Annotated in this window: 16 protein-coding genes; 2 read left to right on the top strand and 14 right to left on the bottom strand. The window is 48.0% G+C overall.

Annotated features, from left to right (window positions below; all coding sequences use genetic code 11):
• The first annotated feature begins 569 nt into the window (after positions 1–569).
• Entirely contained in the window at positions 570–2015 is a 1446-nt protein-coding gene (locus Q0612_RS03955) for an ATP-binding protein (protein ID WP_298881040.1), read from the top strand.
• 312 nt (positions 2016–2327) lie between these two features.
• Here the strand turns inward: Q0612_RS03955 and Q0612_RS03950 are convergent, their stop codons facing one another.
• Positions 2328–3011, bottom strand: a complete 684-nt coding sequence (locus Q0612_RS03950; RefSeq protein ID WP_298881038.1) for a DUF554 domain-containing protein — start codon at positions 3009–3011, stop codon at positions 2328–2330.
• Positions 3012–3157: 146 nt separating this feature from the next.
• Here Q0612_RS03950 and Q0612_RS03945 point away from each other — a divergent pair, with 146 nt between their 5' ends.
• The gene (locus tag Q0612_RS03945) at positions 3158–3763 is read left to right on the top strand and encodes a DUF3298 and DUF4163 domain-containing protein (protein ID WP_298881034.1); all 606 of its coding nucleotides are present in this window, start codon (positions 3158–3160) and stop codon (positions 3761–3763) included.
• A 69-nt stretch (positions 3764–3832) separates the two neighbouring features.
• On the opposite strand, the gene Q0612_RS03940 is transcribed toward Q0612_RS03945, so the two are convergent.
• From Q0612_RS03940 to Q0612_RS03880, 13 genes are all read right to left on the bottom strand, one after another.
• Positions 3833–4291: a cytidine/deoxycytidylate deaminase family protein gene (locus Q0612_RS03940; RefSeq protein WP_293692977.1), complete on the bottom strand. Its 459-nt coding sequence runs from the start codon at positions 4289–4291 to the stop codon at positions 3833–3835.
• A 6-nt stretch (positions 4292–4297) separates the two neighbouring features.
• Complete coding sequence (gene upp / locus Q0612_RS03935; RefSeq protein WP_009146085.1) at positions 4298–4918, bottom strand: uracil phosphoribosyltransferase; 621 nt, start codon at positions 4916–4918, stop codon at positions 4298–4300.
• 61 nt (positions 4919–4979) lie between these two features.
• Positions 4980–6230 (bottom strand): serine hydroxymethyltransferase, encoded by a 1251-nt coding sequence (glyA, locus tag Q0612_RS03930; protein ID WP_298881028.1) that lies wholly within the window; start codon positions 6228–6230, stop codon positions 4980–4982.
• 421 nt (positions 6231–6651) lie between these two features.
• Positions 6652–7209, bottom strand: a complete 558-nt coding sequence (locus Q0612_RS03925) for a TIGR01440 family protein (protein ID WP_298881025.1) — start codon at positions 7207–7209, stop codon at positions 6652–6654.
• Between the two features lie 69 nt (positions 7210–7278).
• Complete coding sequence (gene rpiB / locus Q0612_RS03920) at positions 7279–7725, bottom strand: ribose 5-phosphate isomerase B (protein WP_009146082.1); 447 nt, start codon at positions 7723–7725, stop codon at positions 7279–7281.
• 50 nt (positions 7726–7775) lie between these two features.
• Positions 7776–8882, bottom strand: coding sequence for an L-threonylcarbamoyladenylate synthase (locus Q0612_RS03915; RefSeq protein ID WP_298881021.1), 1107 nt, complete (start codon positions 8880–8882; stop codon positions 7776–7778).
• Positions 8845–9768, bottom strand: coding sequence for a peptide chain release factor N(5)-glutamine methyltransferase (gene prmC, locus Q0612_RS03910; RefSeq protein WP_298881018.1), 924 nt, complete (start codon positions 9766–9768; stop codon positions 8845–8847). The genes Q0612_RS03915 and prmC overlap by 38 nt, the downstream gene beginning before the upstream one ends.
• 1 nt (position 9769) lies before the next feature.
• Positions 9770–10837: a peptide chain release factor 1 gene (gene prfA, locus Q0612_RS03905; RefSeq protein ID WP_298881015.1), complete on the bottom strand. Its 1068-nt coding sequence runs from the start codon at positions 10835–10837 to the stop codon at positions 9770–9772.
• A 164-nt stretch (positions 10838–11001) separates the two neighbouring features.
• The gene (locus Q0612_RS03900; RefSeq protein ID WP_210683825.1) at positions 11002–11880 is read right to left on the bottom strand and encodes a DUF1385 domain-containing protein; all 879 of its coding nucleotides are present in this window, start codon (positions 11878–11880) and stop codon (positions 11002–11004) included.
• A 65-nt stretch (positions 11881–11945) separates the two neighbouring features.
• A complete protein-coding gene (gene rpmE / locus Q0612_RS03895) occupies positions 11946–12149 on the bottom strand; it encodes a 50S ribosomal protein L31 (RefSeq protein ID WP_021720275.1) in 204 nt (67 codons plus the stop codon).
• Between the two features lie 117 nt (positions 12150–12266).
• Positions 12267–13586: an ATP-binding protein gene (locus Q0612_RS03890; protein ID WP_298881012.1), complete on the bottom strand. Its 1320-nt coding sequence runs from the start codon at positions 13584–13586 to the stop codon at positions 12267–12269.
• A gap of 20 nt (positions 13587–13606) precedes the next feature.
• Positions 13607–15310 (bottom strand): adenine deaminase, encoded by a 1704-nt coding sequence (gene ade / locus Q0612_RS03885; RefSeq protein ID WP_298881009.1) that lies wholly within the window; start codon positions 15308–15310, stop codon positions 13607–13609.
• Between the two features lie 19 nt (positions 15311–15329).
• Entirely contained in the window at positions 15330–16709 is a 1380-nt protein-coding gene (locus Q0612_RS03880) for an NCS2 family permease (protein ID WP_298881006.1), read from the bottom strand.
• Positions 16710–16762 lie beyond the last annotated feature (53 nt).

The following is a 16762-nucleotide window of genomic DNA, read 5'->3' as shown; positions in this document are numbered from 1 at the left end:
TAGCAGCGTAAGCGGATGCGGTTACACCAAGAGCCATTGCCATTGCGAGTACTAAGGATTTTTTCATTGTAATTTCCTCCTCTTATCTTAAGAGATTTTTATTTATTACAAAATCCTTCGCAAGTCCCCGCCTGCAAGTTCGGTAAGAGTTGCCTTGTTTCCTCTACCACGCAAAGCTTCGCCTATGTCAAGGATTTCATAATCAAGGGGTGAAATTTTAGATTGGAGTAACTCGTTTTTTGACTTACTCTAATCTAAATCATACTTATATTATAATGGCGGGTTACTAGCTAGTCAAGAGTCTTTTTCAGAAAATTTTTAACAGAATAAGAATTATTCCTAGTAAGAATCTTTACAACGACAAAGCAGCGCCTTGCACCGGCCTGCCAGCGCTAGAGTAAAACACTTGCCAAAGTCATTTTTAACGCGTTTTAAAGTATACTTACGAAAACTCCCGAAAAATTGAAAGTATACTTTCGTAAATTCGCCAAAAATCGTAAGTATACTTTCAATTTTGCTTGTGCTGTGCTTTTGAGTGGTTTATAATAGAATTGTAAGGCGGTGATATTATGGCTATTATTAAGCAAGAAAATATTTTAAAAGTCCTTGCAGGCTTCAACCCTTGGTGGAAAACTGGTGCAGTAGCCCCTGCATTTCTCAAAAGCTACAAACGAATTTCCTATTATGAAACACTGGAAAAAATTTCTCATACCACTATACGTCGCAACGTCATTCTTTCCGGTGCCAGACGTGTTGGTAAAACAACCATTATATATCAGGTTATCGATAATTTGCTGAAGCAGGGTGTTGCGCCTGAGCAAATCGTTTTTATCTCCCTGGATCATCCTATTTTGAAATTAAGCAGCATGGATGCCATATTAGAATGCTATCACGAAAATATTCATCCTGACAAAGATGTTTATTACTTTTTTGATGAAATCCAATATGCTGCTGATTGGCCCGGTTGGTTAAAAATCATCTATGACACACAACCTGAAAGCAAGGTTATCGCAACCGGTTCTGCAAGCCCGGCTCTGGTAAAGGGCAGCACCGAAAGTGGTGCCGGCCGCTGGTCTGTAATTCAGGTGCCAACGCTTTCTTTTTATGAATATTGTTCACTTATCGGCATCAGTATCACAAATCTTCCCGAAAATCTGTTGCTTTCACAGCTGCTGACGATGACTCAGGCCGAGCGTACCAATATTATGCTCAAATTAGAAAGCCTCCGACTGCACTTTAACCGCTATCTTCTTGTTGGTGGCTTCCCGGAGCTTGCTTTAGCTGAGGATGATTTTTTTGCGCAGCAGATTATGCGTGAAGACATTGTAGACAAGGTTTTAAAGCGAGATTTACCAGCCTTGTATAATATCCGCAATCCTCTGGAATTGGAGCGCATCTTTCTCTACCTGTGCAACGTTTCCTCTGAAATCGTTTCCTATGACAGCATTGCCAAAGAGCTGAATGGTGTATCGCGCCCTACTGTGGAAAATTACGTCCGCTACCTGGAAAGTGCTAATTTAATCTACATCAGTAATCCGGTCCATATCGAAGGCAAAAAAATTCTCAAAAGCAAGCCGAAAATCTATATTGCTGATGCAGCTATACGCAATGCCGTGTTGATGAATGATGACCTGCTCACAAATACTGCAGAAATGGGTAAAATTGTAGAAACAACTATTTATAAGCATGTCAAAACCTTCTGTTATCGCAAGGCTACCAGCGTAGGCTATTATCGTGCTACCGGTTCAGAAAAGGAAATAGATGTCGTTGCGGAATATCCTGCTGATAAAGATATTTTGATTGAAGTAAAATATCGCGAGCAAGCACCTATCAGCAACAATGACGCTATCTGTACCCTTGCAGGCAAAGCAGAGCTTGGCATAATTATTACTAAACGTCAGGATGATTATGGTGTACATGACACACCTGACGGCAAGCAGCTTTTGCGCATCCCTGCCTACGCCTTCTGCTACCTTTTAAGCTTGGCAGAAAAGAATAACATTACCTCTTTTTAAAGTATACTTGCGAAAATTCCTGAAAAATTGAAAGTATACTTTCGGAAATTCGCCGAAAATCGTAAGTATACTTTCAATTTTGCTTGTGCTGTGCTTCTTTCTGCGCAAGCGCAAAAAAAAACAGCAGCGCCATGCGTTCGGCACTGCTGCTTTCAGAGGGTTGATGTTGTGAAAGGATGTATAAAAAAGAAAAGGGGTATTGTGTATCAGCTAGAGGGATTGGCTAACTGATGAATTTATTATAAAGCCAACTGACTGATTAGTCAATGGATAATCTGTGAACTTTGCATCCTTTTGATGAACTCTAAAAAATCATTTTATCACTGCCATCAGTGCATAAAAAATCGGCGGTACGATAAGCGCCGGCAGCATGTTCAGCGTTTTGCAATCGCGCAGCTGTAAAATTCCCAGGCCGCTGCTCATCAGAAAAATGCCGCCCAAAACAGAAATCTCTCCCATCAGCGCCGGTGTCATGTAAGGAGCAATCACGCCAGCGAAAAGATAAATGCTCCCCTGCCACAACAGCAACACCAAAGCCGCCGCCGCAATGCCAATGCCGTAGGCCGAGCCAAGAATAATTGACGAAACAAAATCAAGCGTCGCGTTGGTAAACAGATAGGTATTGTTGCCGTTGAGCCTGCTTTCAATCGGCCCCAAAATAGAAAGCGTGCCGATGCAGAACAGCAAAATAGCGGTTGAAAGTCCTTCCGCCAGCTTGCTGCCACCTTTGGCGCTTGCCAAAAGCTTGTGAAAACGTCCGTCGATATCCAGCCACGTTCCTATAACAGTACCGATGGCGATGCTGGCGATGAATAATACCGGATAGGTTGTTTTCGGCATATTGCTGACAAAGGCGTTCGCTCCCAGGCCCACGGTTGCCAAACCAAGGCCGTCGAAAAGCGCTGTTTTGTAGCGTTCATTAACACCTCTGCTGAGAAAGCTGCCGATTACAGAGCCGGTTAAAATTGCACTTACATTAACGATTGTTCCTAACATTTTTTAAATCCCCTCAAGTTTACAAATACTTCCTGCGCAGGCTACAAAGATTTTACACTTTCCCCGCTCAGGCATCTTTACAGATACCCTTTTATTTTATACTATATTAGTACCAAATACAATTCCTACAAGGGGGGTAAACACGAATGAAAAAAACACTTCTCACGTTATTTTTGGCAATGGCAGTAGCAGCAGGTGCGTCGGCTGCACAGCAAACTGAAGTTGACAAGGGCGAGCGCTTTGACTATAAATATCCTGTTTTCACGCAGGAAAATCCGCAGGCAGCAGAGCGCATGAATCGCGATATCCAAAAAATGGTCAACAAATCGCGTAAGGATTTGCGCCACCCGGATATGCGTGCTGTCGGCAGCAATTATGAGGTGATTTACGAAAACGACCAATTTGTCTGCCTCACCTTCAATACCTGGTACTATTATGACAGGGCTGCTCATGGTATGTATTATACCCACGGCATTGTTTATGACAAGGCTACCGGCAAGCGCGTTCCCTACACCCGCTTCATGGAAAAGCTGGACGCCGAGCAGCTGAAGCAGGATATCAAAGCTAAAAAGCTGCCTGTTTACGGTGCAGATTTGAAGACTGTCAGCGAAGCGCCGTTTATTGATAACATCGATAAATTTAAAGTCAGCAAGGATTATATCATCACCGAGGATGGTCATCTTTATCTGATGTACCAGCCCTACGAGCTTGACTGCTACGCTGCAGGCGTTACCTATGTCCAAGTAAAATAAGCATAAAAAGCAAAGCACTGCTCTGCATTTCCCGTAAGGAAATGTGAGCAGTGCTTTTTTACAGCATATTTACTTCTTATCCAGCACGCAGATTTCAATACCTGACGCAGCCATCATATCCTCCGCCAGCTTATCCGGGTAAGGATTAGCATAAACAATGCGCTTAATGCCTGCGTTAATCAAAATCTTGGTGCAGACCACACAGGGCTGATGCGTACAATAAATTGTACCACCATTGACAGACACACCATGATAGGCAGCCTGCACAACAGCATTCTGCTCTGCGTGAATACCGCGGCACAGCTCGTGCATCTGCCCCGAAGGCACATGCAGCTGCTCGCGCAGGCAGCCCGTAACCTCACAATGAGGCAGATCCTTAGGCGTACCGTTATAGCCTGTCGCTACAATCTGCTTATTTTTGACGATTACCGCGCCTACACTGCGGCGCATACAGGTTGAACGGCTGCTGACTACTTGGGCAATCTCCATAAAGTAATCATCCCAGCCAGGTCTTGTTTTGCGTTCCATAATTTTTTATACCGTACCAAAAATTCTGTCGCCTGCATCGCCCAAGCCCGGCACGATGTAGCCATGCTCATTGAGATGGTCATCAAGCACAACAGTGTAGATAGGCACATCAGGATGTGCTGCATTCAGCTTTTCTACACCCTCGGGAGCAGCAACGAGGCACATAAAGCGCAGGTTCTTCATACCGCGCTTTTTGAGCTGGTCGATAGCAGCAATGGCACTGCCGCCGGTTGCCAGCATCGGGTCAACAACAATCGTATAAGCGTCCATATCCGCAGGCAGCTTGCAGTAATACTCCATCGGCAGCAGAGTTTCTTCGTTACGGCTCATGCCGATATGACCAACATTGGCTTCAGGAATAACACTGAGTACGCCCTCCATAAAGCCCAGGCCTGCACGCAGGATAGGCACAACAGTGACACTGCCTTTAATACGGCAGCCAGTGGTTTCGCACAGCGGAGTGGTAACCTTTACTTCTTCCACAGGTAAATCTCTGGTAGTTTCAAAGGTCAGCAGCGCTGCAACCTCACTGATGATGTGGCGGAAGGTTACGCTCTTGGTATCCTTGTCACGCAGGATAGTCATTTTTGCTTGCAACAAAGGATGGTTTACTACATTGATTTGCATTGGATATATCGCTCCTTTTCTGATTAAGACGAAGCGGATAAGCCTTTATCGGTCGTCTTAATTATAAATTAGTATATAACGGATACTTAGCGCACAGTGCAGCAACGCGTTTTGCAGCCTCTGCATGCTTATCAGTATCTTCAGGGTTATTGAGCACCAAGCCCATGATAGCCGCAACCTCTTTGAAGTCCTCTTCCTTGAAGCCACGGGTAGTAGCAGCCGGAGTACCCAGACGGATACCGCTGGTTACAAACGGGCTGGCAGGATCAAACGGAATAGTGTTTTTATTGCAGGTAATGCCAATATTATCTAGCAGCTTTTCTGCTTCCTTACCGGTCAGATTTTTGTTGCGTACATCAACCAGAATCAGATGATTGTCAGTACCGCCGGAAACCAGACGGAAGCCTTCAGCCTTCAGACCTTCGGCAAAAGCCTTGGCATTCTTGACAATGTTTTCTGCGTACTCTCTGAATTCAGGCTTCAGAGCTTCGCCAAAAGCAACAGCCTTAGCAGCAATAACGTGCATCAGCGGGCCACCCTGGATGCCGGGGAAAATAGCCTTGTTGATTTTCTTGGCATATTCCTCATTGTTGGTCAGAATCAGACCGCCGCGAGGACCACGCAGAGTTTTGTGGGTGGTAGTGGTTACGATATCAGCATACGGAACCGGAGACGGATGCAGACCTGCTGCAACCAGGCCGGCGATGTGTGCCATATCAATCAGCAGCAGAGCGCCGTTAGCATGAGCAATATCAGCGATGCGTTTGAAATCGATAATACGCGGATAAGCGCTGGCACCGGCAACAATCAGCTTCGGATGATGCTCTTTAGCCAGCTTGTCCATAGCTTCATAATCAATCAGCTCGGTTTCCGGATCAACGCCATAATGTACAACATTAAAATAGGTACCGGAAATATTTACCGGGGATCCATGGCTCAGATGACCGCCTTGGGACAGGTCCATACCCATGATGGTATCGCCGGGTTTCAGGAAAGCAAAGTACACGGTCATATTGGTGCTGGCACCGCAGTGAGCCTGTACGTTAGCATATTCAGCATGGAATAATTTTTTGGCACGTTCGATTGCCAGAGTTTCAACCTTATCAACATATTCACAGCCGCCATAATAACGATGACCGGGATAGCCTTCTGCATACTTGTTGGTCAGTACGCTGCCCATAGCCTCCATTACTGCGGGAGTAACGATGTTTTCGGATGCAATCAGTTCGATTTTGTCACGTTGGCGGTTCAGCTCCGCATCAATGTAACCTTTCAGCTCAGGATCAACTACGCTAAGTTTTTCCAGATTCATTTTAAGTCCCTCCTAAAAATAAAACATTAAATATCAACCAGTTTTATCCACAGGCTGTGGATAAGCGCTCAGAAATTCTGCTCTACTAAAAGACGCAGATGGTGCCTTATACCATAGGAAATTTGTAAATCGTTCATAAGATTTCAGATGCTAGGCAGCATTTCCGACAGCGTATTTTTCATACGTCGAGGAAATGATAACTACACAGATGATGCTATGGACGATTGTAAATTGCTCAGAAGGTGCCAGATGCCAGGCGTCACTGCCGACGGCGTATTTCTATACGTCGAGGCTGGAACAACAACGCAGATGGTGCCTTATGGGCGATTGTAAATCGTTCAGAAGTTATCAGATGCTAGGCAGCATTTCCGACGGCGTATTTTCCATACGTCGAGGAAATGATAACGACGCAGATGATAAGTTATGGACGATTTTCCAGGTATTGGGCACGCGGTCCCCCAACCAACGGCGGACGAGTTTTAGCGGCAGTCAGCACTGCTTCGCCAATTTTTTTATATTGCAGGCGTACAGGAACAGCAACTCGTTTGAGATGCATGCCGATGAGCGTCTGGCCAATATCAATACCAAGATGGGCAGAAATTTTTTCTACCACTACAGGTTCAGCAAAATTTTCGTAAGCGGCAGTTGCCATAGCGCCGCCGGCATGAGCCACCGGACGCACGGTAACCTCCTCAAGATTGTAGCGTTCAGCTGCAGCAGCCTCCACTACCAAGGAACGGTTGAGATGCTCGCAGCATTGTACGGCAAGATAAAGCTCGTGTGCATCGCACACTTCCTTCAGCGCCTTGAACATAGCAACAGCTGTTTCACTGCTGCCGCCGGTGCCGATTTTGTTGCCGAGTACTTCGCTGGTACTGCAGCCAAGCACGAAAATCTGTCCCTTTTTAGGCTTTGCTATGCTAATGAGCTCTTCAGCAGCTGCTGCCAGCTCCTTAGCTATTTGCATATTTGTTTCCATTGTTGCTTTACTTCTTTTCTGTTTATTTTCAGAAACGCAAGAATCGTTTAGGCTGCGACGCAGAAACGATTATTTTGCTTCCAAATCCATGATTTTATTTACACGGCGTTCATGACGACCACCGGCAAATTCGGTTTCCAGCCAGGCGTCGGTAATCATTTCTGCCAGACCTACGCCCAAAACACGCTCGCCCATGCAGAGAACGTTGGCATTGTTATGCTCGCGGCTCATTTTAGCGGAGAAAACATCACCGCACAGAGCAGCGCGAATGCCCTTGCATTTATTGGCAGCGATAGAAATACCGATACCGGTACCGCAAATCAGGATGCCCTTTTGCGCACCGCTTGCACCGCTGGTAATATCCTCGCACAGCTTAGCAGCATAATCGGGATAATCTACGGAATCTTCGCTGTAGGTACCATGGTCAACAACCTCGATGCCTTTATCCTCTAAATATTTTTTGATATGCTCCTTCAGATGGAAGCCGCCATGATCACAAGCCATTGCAATTTTCATAAATAATCTTCTCCTCTCCTGCTTTTTAATGCCGGGATTATCTTTAACCTTTATTGTAACATAAATGTCGGTAAATTTACATTATTTTTTAAATGCAGGCTGCCGTTTTCCAGCGTTATAATCTGATAGCCCGCAGCCTTACGCAGGCGGTTCATAATTGCCAGTCCCAAGCCGTCCTCCTCTACGCCTTCGGCGAGGATGACATCCGGACAGGTACGGTCAAAGTCTCGCAGCAGATAGAATAAATCCGCTGCCAGCTGCTCGCGGCTGTCGCCCCAGCAGGAAAGCTGCAGATGCTGCTTTTCAACAAGCTCTGCCAGCTCGCTCTCCAGCTCACGTCCGCACAGCACGCCGACGGTTTTGCCTTCAGCCAACGCCTTGGCAATAACCTGTGGCAAACATTTGCAAGCTTCGCCTTCAAACAGGTAAACAGGTGCTTTCGGCGCATAATGACGGTACTTCATTCCCGGTGCCTTCGGCTTAAAGTTTTTATCTCCCTGCAGCGCCGGATCGATTTCTACCGCGCCCATAACCTCCGTCAGCATTTCATAGGTAATGCCGCCCGGTCGCAGGATAGTAGGCACAGCACTCGTTGTATCCACCACGGTGGATTCCAGACCGATGCCGCAGTTACCGCCATCAAGCATACCGGCAATTTTGCCCTGCATATCCTCCAGTACATCCTGAGCATTCGTCGGACTCGGACGACCGGAAATATTAGCCGACGGCGCCGCAATAGGACAACCACAGGCACGGATAAAATCCTGGGCGAATTTATTGGATGGGAAGCGTACAGCGACAGTTTCCAGCCCTGCGCTTACAGCGTCAGGCACAATAGCAGATTTATTGACAATCAGCGTCAGCGGTCCCGGCCAAAAATGCTCCATGAGCTTTTTGGCATTAGCGTTCAGTCCGGTAGTCAGCTGCGCAATATCTTCCTTTTTAGCAATGTGCAGAATCAGCGGATTGTCATTCGGTCTGCCCTTGGCAGCAAAAATCTTGCCCACAGCCTCAGGATTCAGTCCATCCGCACCCAGGCCGTAAACTGTTTCCGTCGGAAACGATACAACCTCACCCGCACGGATTAATGCCGCTGCCTGCTGCATAACCTCCTGATTATCAGAGTTCTTTTGTAATTTCCAGTAGGATGTTTTCATATTTATCCTCACCCTCTTTTTCTTTTAAAGCAAAAACCATGCGCGGAATACCTGCATAGTCCATACGCACGGCAGTTTTGGCAAAGCCATGCTCCAGGCACAGCTTCTGCACTGCCTCGCTTTGGTCAATGCCTATTTCAAAAGCCAGCAATCCATCCTCAGCCAGATGCTCTGCTGCTTCGGCACAGATGCGGCGGTAAAAATTCAGTCCGTCCGCACCGCCGTCAAGCGCAGTGCGTGGCTCCTGCTGTACATCCTGCGCCAGCGTTGCAATATCGGCAGCAGGAATATACGGCGGATTGGAAACGATGATATCAAACTTTTTCTCCACAGGCACGTTGCTGAATAAATCGCTTTGGCGGAAGGCCACGCGCTTGTCTACGCCAATCGCTGCAGCATTTTCCTTTGCCACCGCCAGGGCAGCGTTGCTGATATCCACACCCACGCCCACGGCAGCAGGCAGATAATCAAGCAGCGAAACGATAATTGCACCACTGCCTGTACCGATATCCAGCGCCTTGACAGCGCCATCGGCGCGCAACATCGGCGCTGCCTTCACCAGGCTTTCCACCAGCAGCTCCGTTTCCGGACGCGGCACCAGGGTAGCAGGCGTAACCTTGAAGCTGTTGCGCATAAAAGCACGCTCGCCGATAATGTAGGCCAGCGGCTCATGCTTGGCGCGGCGCTCTACATAAGAGCGCATCTTGTCGCGCTCCTCCTCACTGAGAGGCTTGTCAAACTCGGTATACAGCTTGATGCGTTCACATTTCAAGACAGCACAAAGCAGCACTTCGGCATCAAGGCGTGGATTTTCCACGCCCTTAGCCTCAAAGTGCTGCTTAGTCCAGTTTAAAATTTCCATAATCGTCCAAACTGGCTTCCCCATTTTATTTCACCTGCCGTAATTGTTCGCTTTGCTTAGCAGTAATCAGCGCACCCAGTAGCTCGTCCAGGTCGCCGTTGACAATGCTGTCCAGCTTGTGCAGTGTCAGACCGATGCGGTGATCGGTAACGCGTCCCTGCGGATAGTTGTAGGTACGGATACGCTCGCTGCGGTCGCCTGTGCCTACCTGGCTCTTGCGGTCCTCGGCAGTAGCGGCACGCTGCTCCTCCTGCGCCTGCTCCAGAATACGCGCACGCAATACGCGCATACATTTCTCACGGTTCTTCAGCTGGGATTTTTCATCCTGGCACTGTGCCACAATGCCTGTCGGAATATGGGTAATACGCACTGCAGATTCGGTTTTGTTTACGTACTGGCCGCCGGCACCACCTGCACGATAGGTATCGACACGCAGGTCTGCAGGATTAATCTCTACATCAACCTCTTCAGCCTCCGGCAGTACAGCCACGGTAACGGTAGAGGTGTGTACACGTCCCTGAGATTCGGTTTCCGGCACACGTTGTACACGATGTACGCCGCTTTCAAATTTCATACGGCTGTAAACGCTGTCGCCGCTGATTTGGAAAACGACCTCCTTGAAGCCACCCAGCTCAGTCGGGTTGGAATCCATAACCTCAACACGCCAACCACGGGTTTCTGCATAGCGCAGATACATACGGAAGAGAACACCGGCAAAAAGCGCAGCCTCATCACCACCGGCACCACCGCGGATTTCCACGATAACGTTTTTGTCATCGTTCGGGTCGGAAGGCAGCAAAAGAATGGTGAGCTTCTCCTCATATTCTTCAATCTGCGGCTTAAGCTCCTTCAGCTCCTCCTTAGCCATTTCCACCAGCTCTTCGTCATCGCCTGCTGCGAGCAGCTCCTCTGCCTCGTCACGTGCCTTTACCATATCGCGGTATTCACGGTAAGCGGTAACAATCGGCTCCAGCTTGGCATGCGCTTTGGTAGCCTTCAGCCAGTTGGTCTGGTCGGCAATAACCTCGGGATCACTGATTTTTGCTTCTAAATCTAAATATCTGTCTTCTAGTGCCTGCAATTTGTCGAGCATTAGAAATTCTCCTCTCAAGTGTTATGTTAGTCTTATAAATTAAATTTGAAGAAATCCGTTATTATAAAGCTCTGCTGATACAAGCCCCTCTCAGTCGCCCTACGGGCGCCAGCTCTCCCCAAGGAGAGCCTCATAGAGCAGCCTGCAAATCTATAAAATCACTTTTACTCTATAATTTCTTCAGGCGGCAGCACTGCCTTCAGGGAAGCAATCGCCACCTCAATCTGGCTGTCATCAGGCTGACGCGTAGTCAGCTTCTGCAACAAAAGTCCCGGCATAATCGCCATATGCACCAGCTTGTTATCGTTATGCGCTCCGGCAAAACGGATAATCTCATAGCTGACGCCCGCAATCACCGGCATCAGCACTACGCGGGAAGCAATGCGCTCCAGCAGGCTGGGCCAGCCCAGGAAGGTAAAAATAAACATGCTTATCAGCATGACAATCATCAGAAAGTTGGTACCGCAGCGCGGGTGCAGCGTGCTGAACGGACGCACATTTTCTACACGCAGGGGCAATCCTGCCTCATAGGTATAAATAGTTTTGTGCTCCGCACCATGATACTGAAATACGCGCTGAATATCCTCCATCGAGGAAATCGCTGCAATATAGGCCAGGAAAATAACCATACGCAACACGCCCTCAGCCAGGTTGAGCATCATCGGATCCTCAGTCAGCTCATGCAGAAAACGCATCGACCAGGTTGGGATAACAATAAACAGACCTACAGCCAGCAATACGGAAGTAGCAATAGTCATCGCCATTTCCTTGCCCGTCAGCTGCTCGTCCTCTTCACCGGAAACCTGCGCTGAATAGGCCAAGGCCTTGATGCCGTCATATAATGATTCAAATAAAGCAATAACGCCGCGAAGCAGCGGTTTTTTCAAAATAGGATATTTATCACGGATACTGTTGACAGGATTTACATCCACGGCAATTTCTCCGTCAGGTTGGCGCACGGCAACAGCCACCTTATGTGGTCCGCGCATCATAACGCCCTCAATTACAGCTTGTCCGCCTACAGATAATTTTTTCGTGCTCATAGATATACTCCATAAAACTAAATAAAGCAGAACCCGCATGTGCAAGCCCTGCCTTATTGTATAGATTATTGTTCTTTGTTGTAACGTTTGTTGAACTTCTCGATACGACCACGAGCAGCTACGTTACGTTGTTGACCAGTGAAGAATGGATGGCATTTAGAGCAAACATCCACGCGTAATTCTTTCTTAGTGCTACCAGTTACGAAGCTTGCACCACATGCGCAGGTAGCAGTAACTTCACCGTAATTCGGATGAATCTTTTCTTTCATTCTTTACACCTCTCTTTGCTAAGAACATTATATTCATAATTTAGAAGCTGCCTTGCTTGGCAAAGCGGCTTGCATTAACACTAGATTAGTGTAACATATCCTACAAGTAAACGCAAGCTATTTTTTACTAAAATCGGCAACACCCTGCAGATAATTAATAAACTGCTGCGCTGTACGTCCGGAAATGCCGCCGTGATGCAGCTCCCACTTCCGCGCTTCGGCACAAAGGAAGTCGTCATCAAGCTCCAGTCCCTGCTTTTTAGCCAGCTCGCAGACGATTTTGTAGTACTCCTTCTGCGTAGGCTGTCCATAATAAATCGTGCAGCCAAAGCGGTTAACAAGAGAAAGCTTTTCCTGCATCGTATCCGACTTATAAATGCCGTCCTCCTGTGTTACATCGTTGCGGTCCTTCCACGTTTCGTTAATCAGATGTCTGCGATTAGATGTAGCGTAAATCAAAATATTATCCGGACGCACCTCCAGACCGCCTTCGATGATAGCCTTCAGATATTTGTATTCGATTTCAAATTCCTCGAATGACAAATCATCCATATAAATAATGAAGCGGTAGTTGCGGTTCTTGATTTGGGCAATAACCTGCGATAAGTCGCGGAACTGATGCTTGTAGATTTCAATCATCCGCAGGCCCTGATCATAATATTTGTTGATCAGCGCTTTAATGCTGCTGGATTTGCCTGTACCACTGTCGCCAAACAGCAGCACATTATTTGCAGGGCGGCCTGCTACAAAAGCCTCTGTATTTTCCAGTAAACGCTGCTTCTGGTCCTCATAACCGATGAGATCGTCAAAGGTAATCTGCTCTGTATTGGATATCGGCACCAGCTCCGGCTCGCCCTGCTGCGCCTCCGCTATGCGGAAGGCCTTGTTCAGCCCCAGCTTGCCCACGCCATAATCATGATAGAATTTGGTAACGCAGGCGAAAAACTCATCAGCATCGGCAGCGCCTTCCAAAGCAGTACTGAGTGCCTGAACTTTCTCACTGATATTTTTGTTATAGCGACGCTCCTGCTTCACCACCGCCTGATAATTGCTGATTAACGAAAAGCAGTTAATCTCCAGCGCATGCTCCAGCTCGCTGAAATCATAAGCAAAAAGCTGCTGAAAGATTTTGAAGTCATGCTTGGCAAACTGATTCACGCTGCCATCGCAGGCACCAACCTTTTCGCAGGTAATGGCAAAGGGATTTTCACAGCTGACTAGCAAAAATGCCAGATAATTGTGCCAAAGATTTTTGTCAAAGCCATAAACAGTGCCAATATCAAGCAGCTTATGTACCTGCTCATAAATTTCCGCTGTCAGCTCCTCGCGATTATAATTCCCGCCGGCAAATTCAGCGCAGATTTCTGCCAACGGCTCCAGCAAATTGTCCGCCGGCAGGTTGCGGTAAATAACTAATTGTGATACAAGCTTATGCATATCTTTCCCCTCAAATATCTCTATTTTATAAATTCAAATTTTTCCGTATCGAACATTCCCATATCCGTAATGCGCAGCTTAGGAATAACCGGCAGTGCCATAAAGCTCAGGCTGATGAACGGATCGATGCCGTCTAAAACTCCCTGCGCATGCGCCTTCGCCGCAATCTCATCAAGACTGCCGATAAGCTCCTCGGCAGGCGCGCTGCTCATCAGGCCACAGATATTCAGCGGCAGTGTATCAATAACCTCGGTGCCCTTGACTAAAGTATAACCGCCCTGTACGCGTACCAGCTCCTTAGCGGCAGCATTCATTGCTGCCGGACTGGTGCCGATAACAATCAGGTTGTGTGAATCGTGCGCCACAGTTGTCGCTACTGCGCCATCCTTCAGCCCATAACCACGCAAAAGGCCGAGGCCAACATTGCCGGTGCCGTGATGTCTTTCCAGCACGGCAATCATATACACATCACCTTGTTCCAGAGCAGCGGCAATATCCTTGCCCATAATGGTACTCTTTTCGGTAAAAATTTCACCGGGAAGCATAGTAATAACAGGATATTCCCTGTCGTCTGCAAAATGCGATAAAGAGAAAGTTTCCACGTCAAAGGCAGCAGGCTTCACGCTGCCCTGCAGGCTAGCATTAGGAGTAACAGGCGTAATCTTTTCGCAAGCCTTGAGCGCATCCACGCCCTTATGGAAAACAGCCTGCGGTTTCAGGCTTTGCAGGTTGTCAAAAACTACCAGATCCGCCTGCCAGCCGGGAGCAACGGCACCCACGCGGCGCAGGCCGTAAATACGTGCTGCGTTGATGGTTGCCAGACGCAGAGCACGCACAGGCTCCATGCCTAATTCTATCGCCATTTGTACGCAATGGCGGATGGTGCCCTCGTGGCGGATATCGGCAAGATGCTTGTCATCTGTACAGAAGGCCAGACTGCTTACATCAATACCTTCTTCAATAACGCCGCGCAAAATTGCCGTCAGATTACGCGAAGCACTGCCCTCACGCACCAGCACAGCCAGACCGTTACGCAGCTTTTCCTTCGCCTCGTCCCAGCTGATGCTTTCATGGTCGGTATCAATACCACTGGCGACATAGGCAGCCAGCTCCTGGCCACGCACACAGGGTGCGTGACCGTCGATTACGCGGCCCAAACTCTGAAACAAGTCCAGCTTTTTCTGTACCTCGGAGGAATTATAAATAACTCCGGGCACGTTCATCATCTCGCCCATTCCGAGTACACCAGGCTCATTGACAAGCTTAATCATATCGCGCGCATCCATCACACAGCCGCTGTGCTCAAAGCGTGTCGCGGGCACGCAGCTCGGCAGGTTCACATAATAGTTCAGCGGCATCTGTCCGCCGGCCTCCAGCATATAGTGAACGCCTGCCGCGCCCGCTACGTTGGCAATTTCGTGCGGGTCGGTAATCAGCGTGGTTACACCCCAGCGCAGCTCCTCGGCACAGTAATGCTCCGGCACAGCCATCGAACTTTCTACATGGCAATGTGCATTAATCAAACCGGGCGCAACATATGCTCCCTGCAGGTCGATGATTTTTTCTGCCTGGTCATAACTGCCGACACCGGCGATAACGCCATCGGCAATAGCAACATCAGCTTCATAAATTGTTTCGGTCAGCACGTCAACAACCCTGCCGTTCTTTAAAAGAATATCAGCAGGGCTGTTACCGAGTGCGACCGCTCTTACACGGTCCATCATATTAATTACCTCAATCCTTTTACACGTAAATATATTTCAGGATAAAGATTACTGCCAGCACATACACAATCCAGCTGGTTTTTTTGTTTTTGTATTCACCGCTGAGCAGGTTAATTGCCACATAGGAGATAACGCCCATTGAAATACCTTCGGAGATAGAATACATAAAGGGCATTGCTACTGCTGCAACAAAAGCAGGAATAGCTTCTGTCATATCATCAAAGTCTACATTCAGCAGGCTGCTTACCATCAAAAAGCCTACAATTACCAGTGCCGGAGCGGTAGCGAAGGCAGGAATTGCCAGGAAAATCGGTGCAAAGAACAGGCTGAGGAAGAACAGAATTGCTGCAGTAACAGCAGTCAGACCGGTACGGCCGCCGACAGCAACGCCGGCACTGCTTTCTACGAAGGTAGTAACGGTAGAGGTACCCAGCAGCGCACCACCGGTAGTAGCGATGGAGTCGGCCAGCAGAGCGCCTTCGATTTTCGGCAGCTTGCCGTCCTTGTCCAGCATTTTAGCCTTAGAAGCAACACCAATCAAAGTGCCGAGAGTATCAAACAAATCTACAAACATGAAGGAAAGCATGATTGTAATAAAGTTAAAGGTAAAAATAGCACTGAAATCCAGCTGCATAAAGGTCGGTGCCAGGCTAGGAACGGAAATGCCGTTAGCAAAGCTGGGCATAACGGAGAACATACCGAGCTTCGGATTCGGTACATAAATGCCGGTCAGCTCACAAATCATGCCTAAGCCCCAGGTAACCAGAATACCAACGAGGATACCGCCGGGAACCTTTTTAGTCATCATTACCGCAGTCAGCAGAATACCGATAAGCGCCAGCAAAGCACCGATACCGGTGGAGCAGAAGGTGCCGTCTGCCAAAGCAGCCTTAAACGGATACAGGCCGACAAGAGTCGGTCCCGCAACAACGAGCTTGGAATTCTGCAGGCCGATAAAGGTAATGAACAGACCGATACCGCTGGTAACGCCGAACTTAAGTGCAGGCGGAATGGAGTTGAACAACGCTTCGCGCACCTTAGTCAGGGACAGAACAATGAACAGAATACCTTCGACAAAAACTGCTGCCAACGCAATCTGCCAGCTGTAACCCATCTGTCCTACAACAGTATAAGCAAAAAAGGCGTTCAGGCCCATACCCGGAGCAAGAGCAAAAGGATAGTTAGAGAACAGCGCCATGAGCAGAGTACCAAGACAAGCACCCAAAGCAGTAGCGGTAAATACAGCGCCCGCATCCATACCGGCAGCACTTAAAATGCCGGGGTTAACAGCTAAAATATAAGCCATCGTCATAAAGGTGGTGATACCGGCAAGAATTTCTGTGCGGACATCCGTCTGATGTTCCTTCAGGCGGAATGTTTTTTCCAAAAAGTCTGTCATTATTATAGCCTCCTATGCTATCTATTTGCCCAAGCTGCAGGGCCCGGGCACAA

Origin of the sequence: uncultured Phascolarctobacterium sp., from assembly GCF_937920985.1 — a bacterium.
Taxonomy (GTDB): domain Bacteria; phylum Bacillota; class Negativicutes; order Acidaminococcales; family Acidaminococcaceae; genus Phascolarctobacterium_A.
This window is presented reverse-complemented; position numbering and strand designations above follow the sequence as displayed.

Bases quoted from the DNA above. Each gene is read 5' to 3' on its own strand.
- Q0612_RS03955 (WP_298881040.1), top strand. From the start codon at position 570: ATGGCTATTATTAAGCAAGAAAATATTTTAAAAGTCCTTGCAGGCTTC.
- Q0612_RS03950 (WP_298881038.1), bottom strand. From the start codon at position 3,011: ATGTTAGGAACAATCGTTAATGTAAGTGCAATTTTAACCGGCTCTGTA.
- Q0612_RS03945 (WP_298881034.1), top strand. From the start codon at position 3,158: ATGAAAAAAACACTTCTCACGTTATTTTTGGCAATGGCAGTAGCAGCA.
- Q0612_RS03940 (WP_293692977.1), bottom strand. From the start codon at position 4,291: ATGGAACGCAAAACAAGACCTGGCTGGGATGATTACTTTATGGAGATT.
- upp (WP_009146085.1), bottom strand. From the start codon at position 4,918: ATGCAAATCAATGTAGTAAACCATCCTTTGTTGCAAGCAAAAATGACT.
- glyA (WP_298881028.1), bottom strand. From the start codon at position 6,230: ATGAATCTGGAAAAACTTAGCGTAGTTGATCCTGAGCTGAAAGGTTAC.
- Q0612_RS03925 (WP_298881025.1), bottom strand. From the start codon at position 7,209: ATGGAAACAAATATGCAAATAGCTAAGGAGCTGGCAGCAGCTGCTGAA.
- rpiB (WP_009146082.1), bottom strand. From the start codon at position 7,725: ATGAAAATTGCAATGGCTTGTGATCATGGCGGCTTCCATCTGAAGGAG.
- Q0612_RS03915 (WP_298881021.1), bottom strand. From the start codon at position 8,882: ATGAAAACATCCTACTGGAAATTACAAAAGAACTCTGATAATCAGGAG.
- prmC (WP_298881018.1), bottom strand. From the start codon at position 9,768: ATGGGGAAGCCAGTTTGGACGATTATGGAAATTTTAAACTGGACTAAG.
- prfA (WP_298881015.1), bottom strand. From the start codon at position 10,837: ATGCTCGACAAATTGCAGGCACTAGAAGACAGATATTTAGATTTAGAA.
- Q0612_RS03900 (WP_210683825.1), bottom strand. From the start codon at position 11,880: ATGAGCACGAAAAAATTATCTGTAGGCGGACAAGCTGTAATTGAGGGC.
- rpmE (WP_021720275.1), bottom strand. From the start codon at position 12,149: ATGAAAGAAAAGATTCATCCGAATTACGGTGAAGTTACTGCTACCTGC.
- Q0612_RS03890 (WP_298881012.1), bottom strand. From the start codon at position 13,586: ATGCATAAGCTTGTATCACAATTAGTTATTTACCGCAACCTGCCGGCG.
- ade (WP_298881009.1), bottom strand. From the start codon at position 15,310: ATGATGGACCGTGTAAGAGCGGTCGCACTCGGTAACAGCCCTGCTGAT.
- Q0612_RS03880 (WP_298881006.1), bottom strand. From the start codon at position 16,709: ATGACAGACTTTTTGGAAAAAACATTCCGCCTGAAGGAACATCAGACG.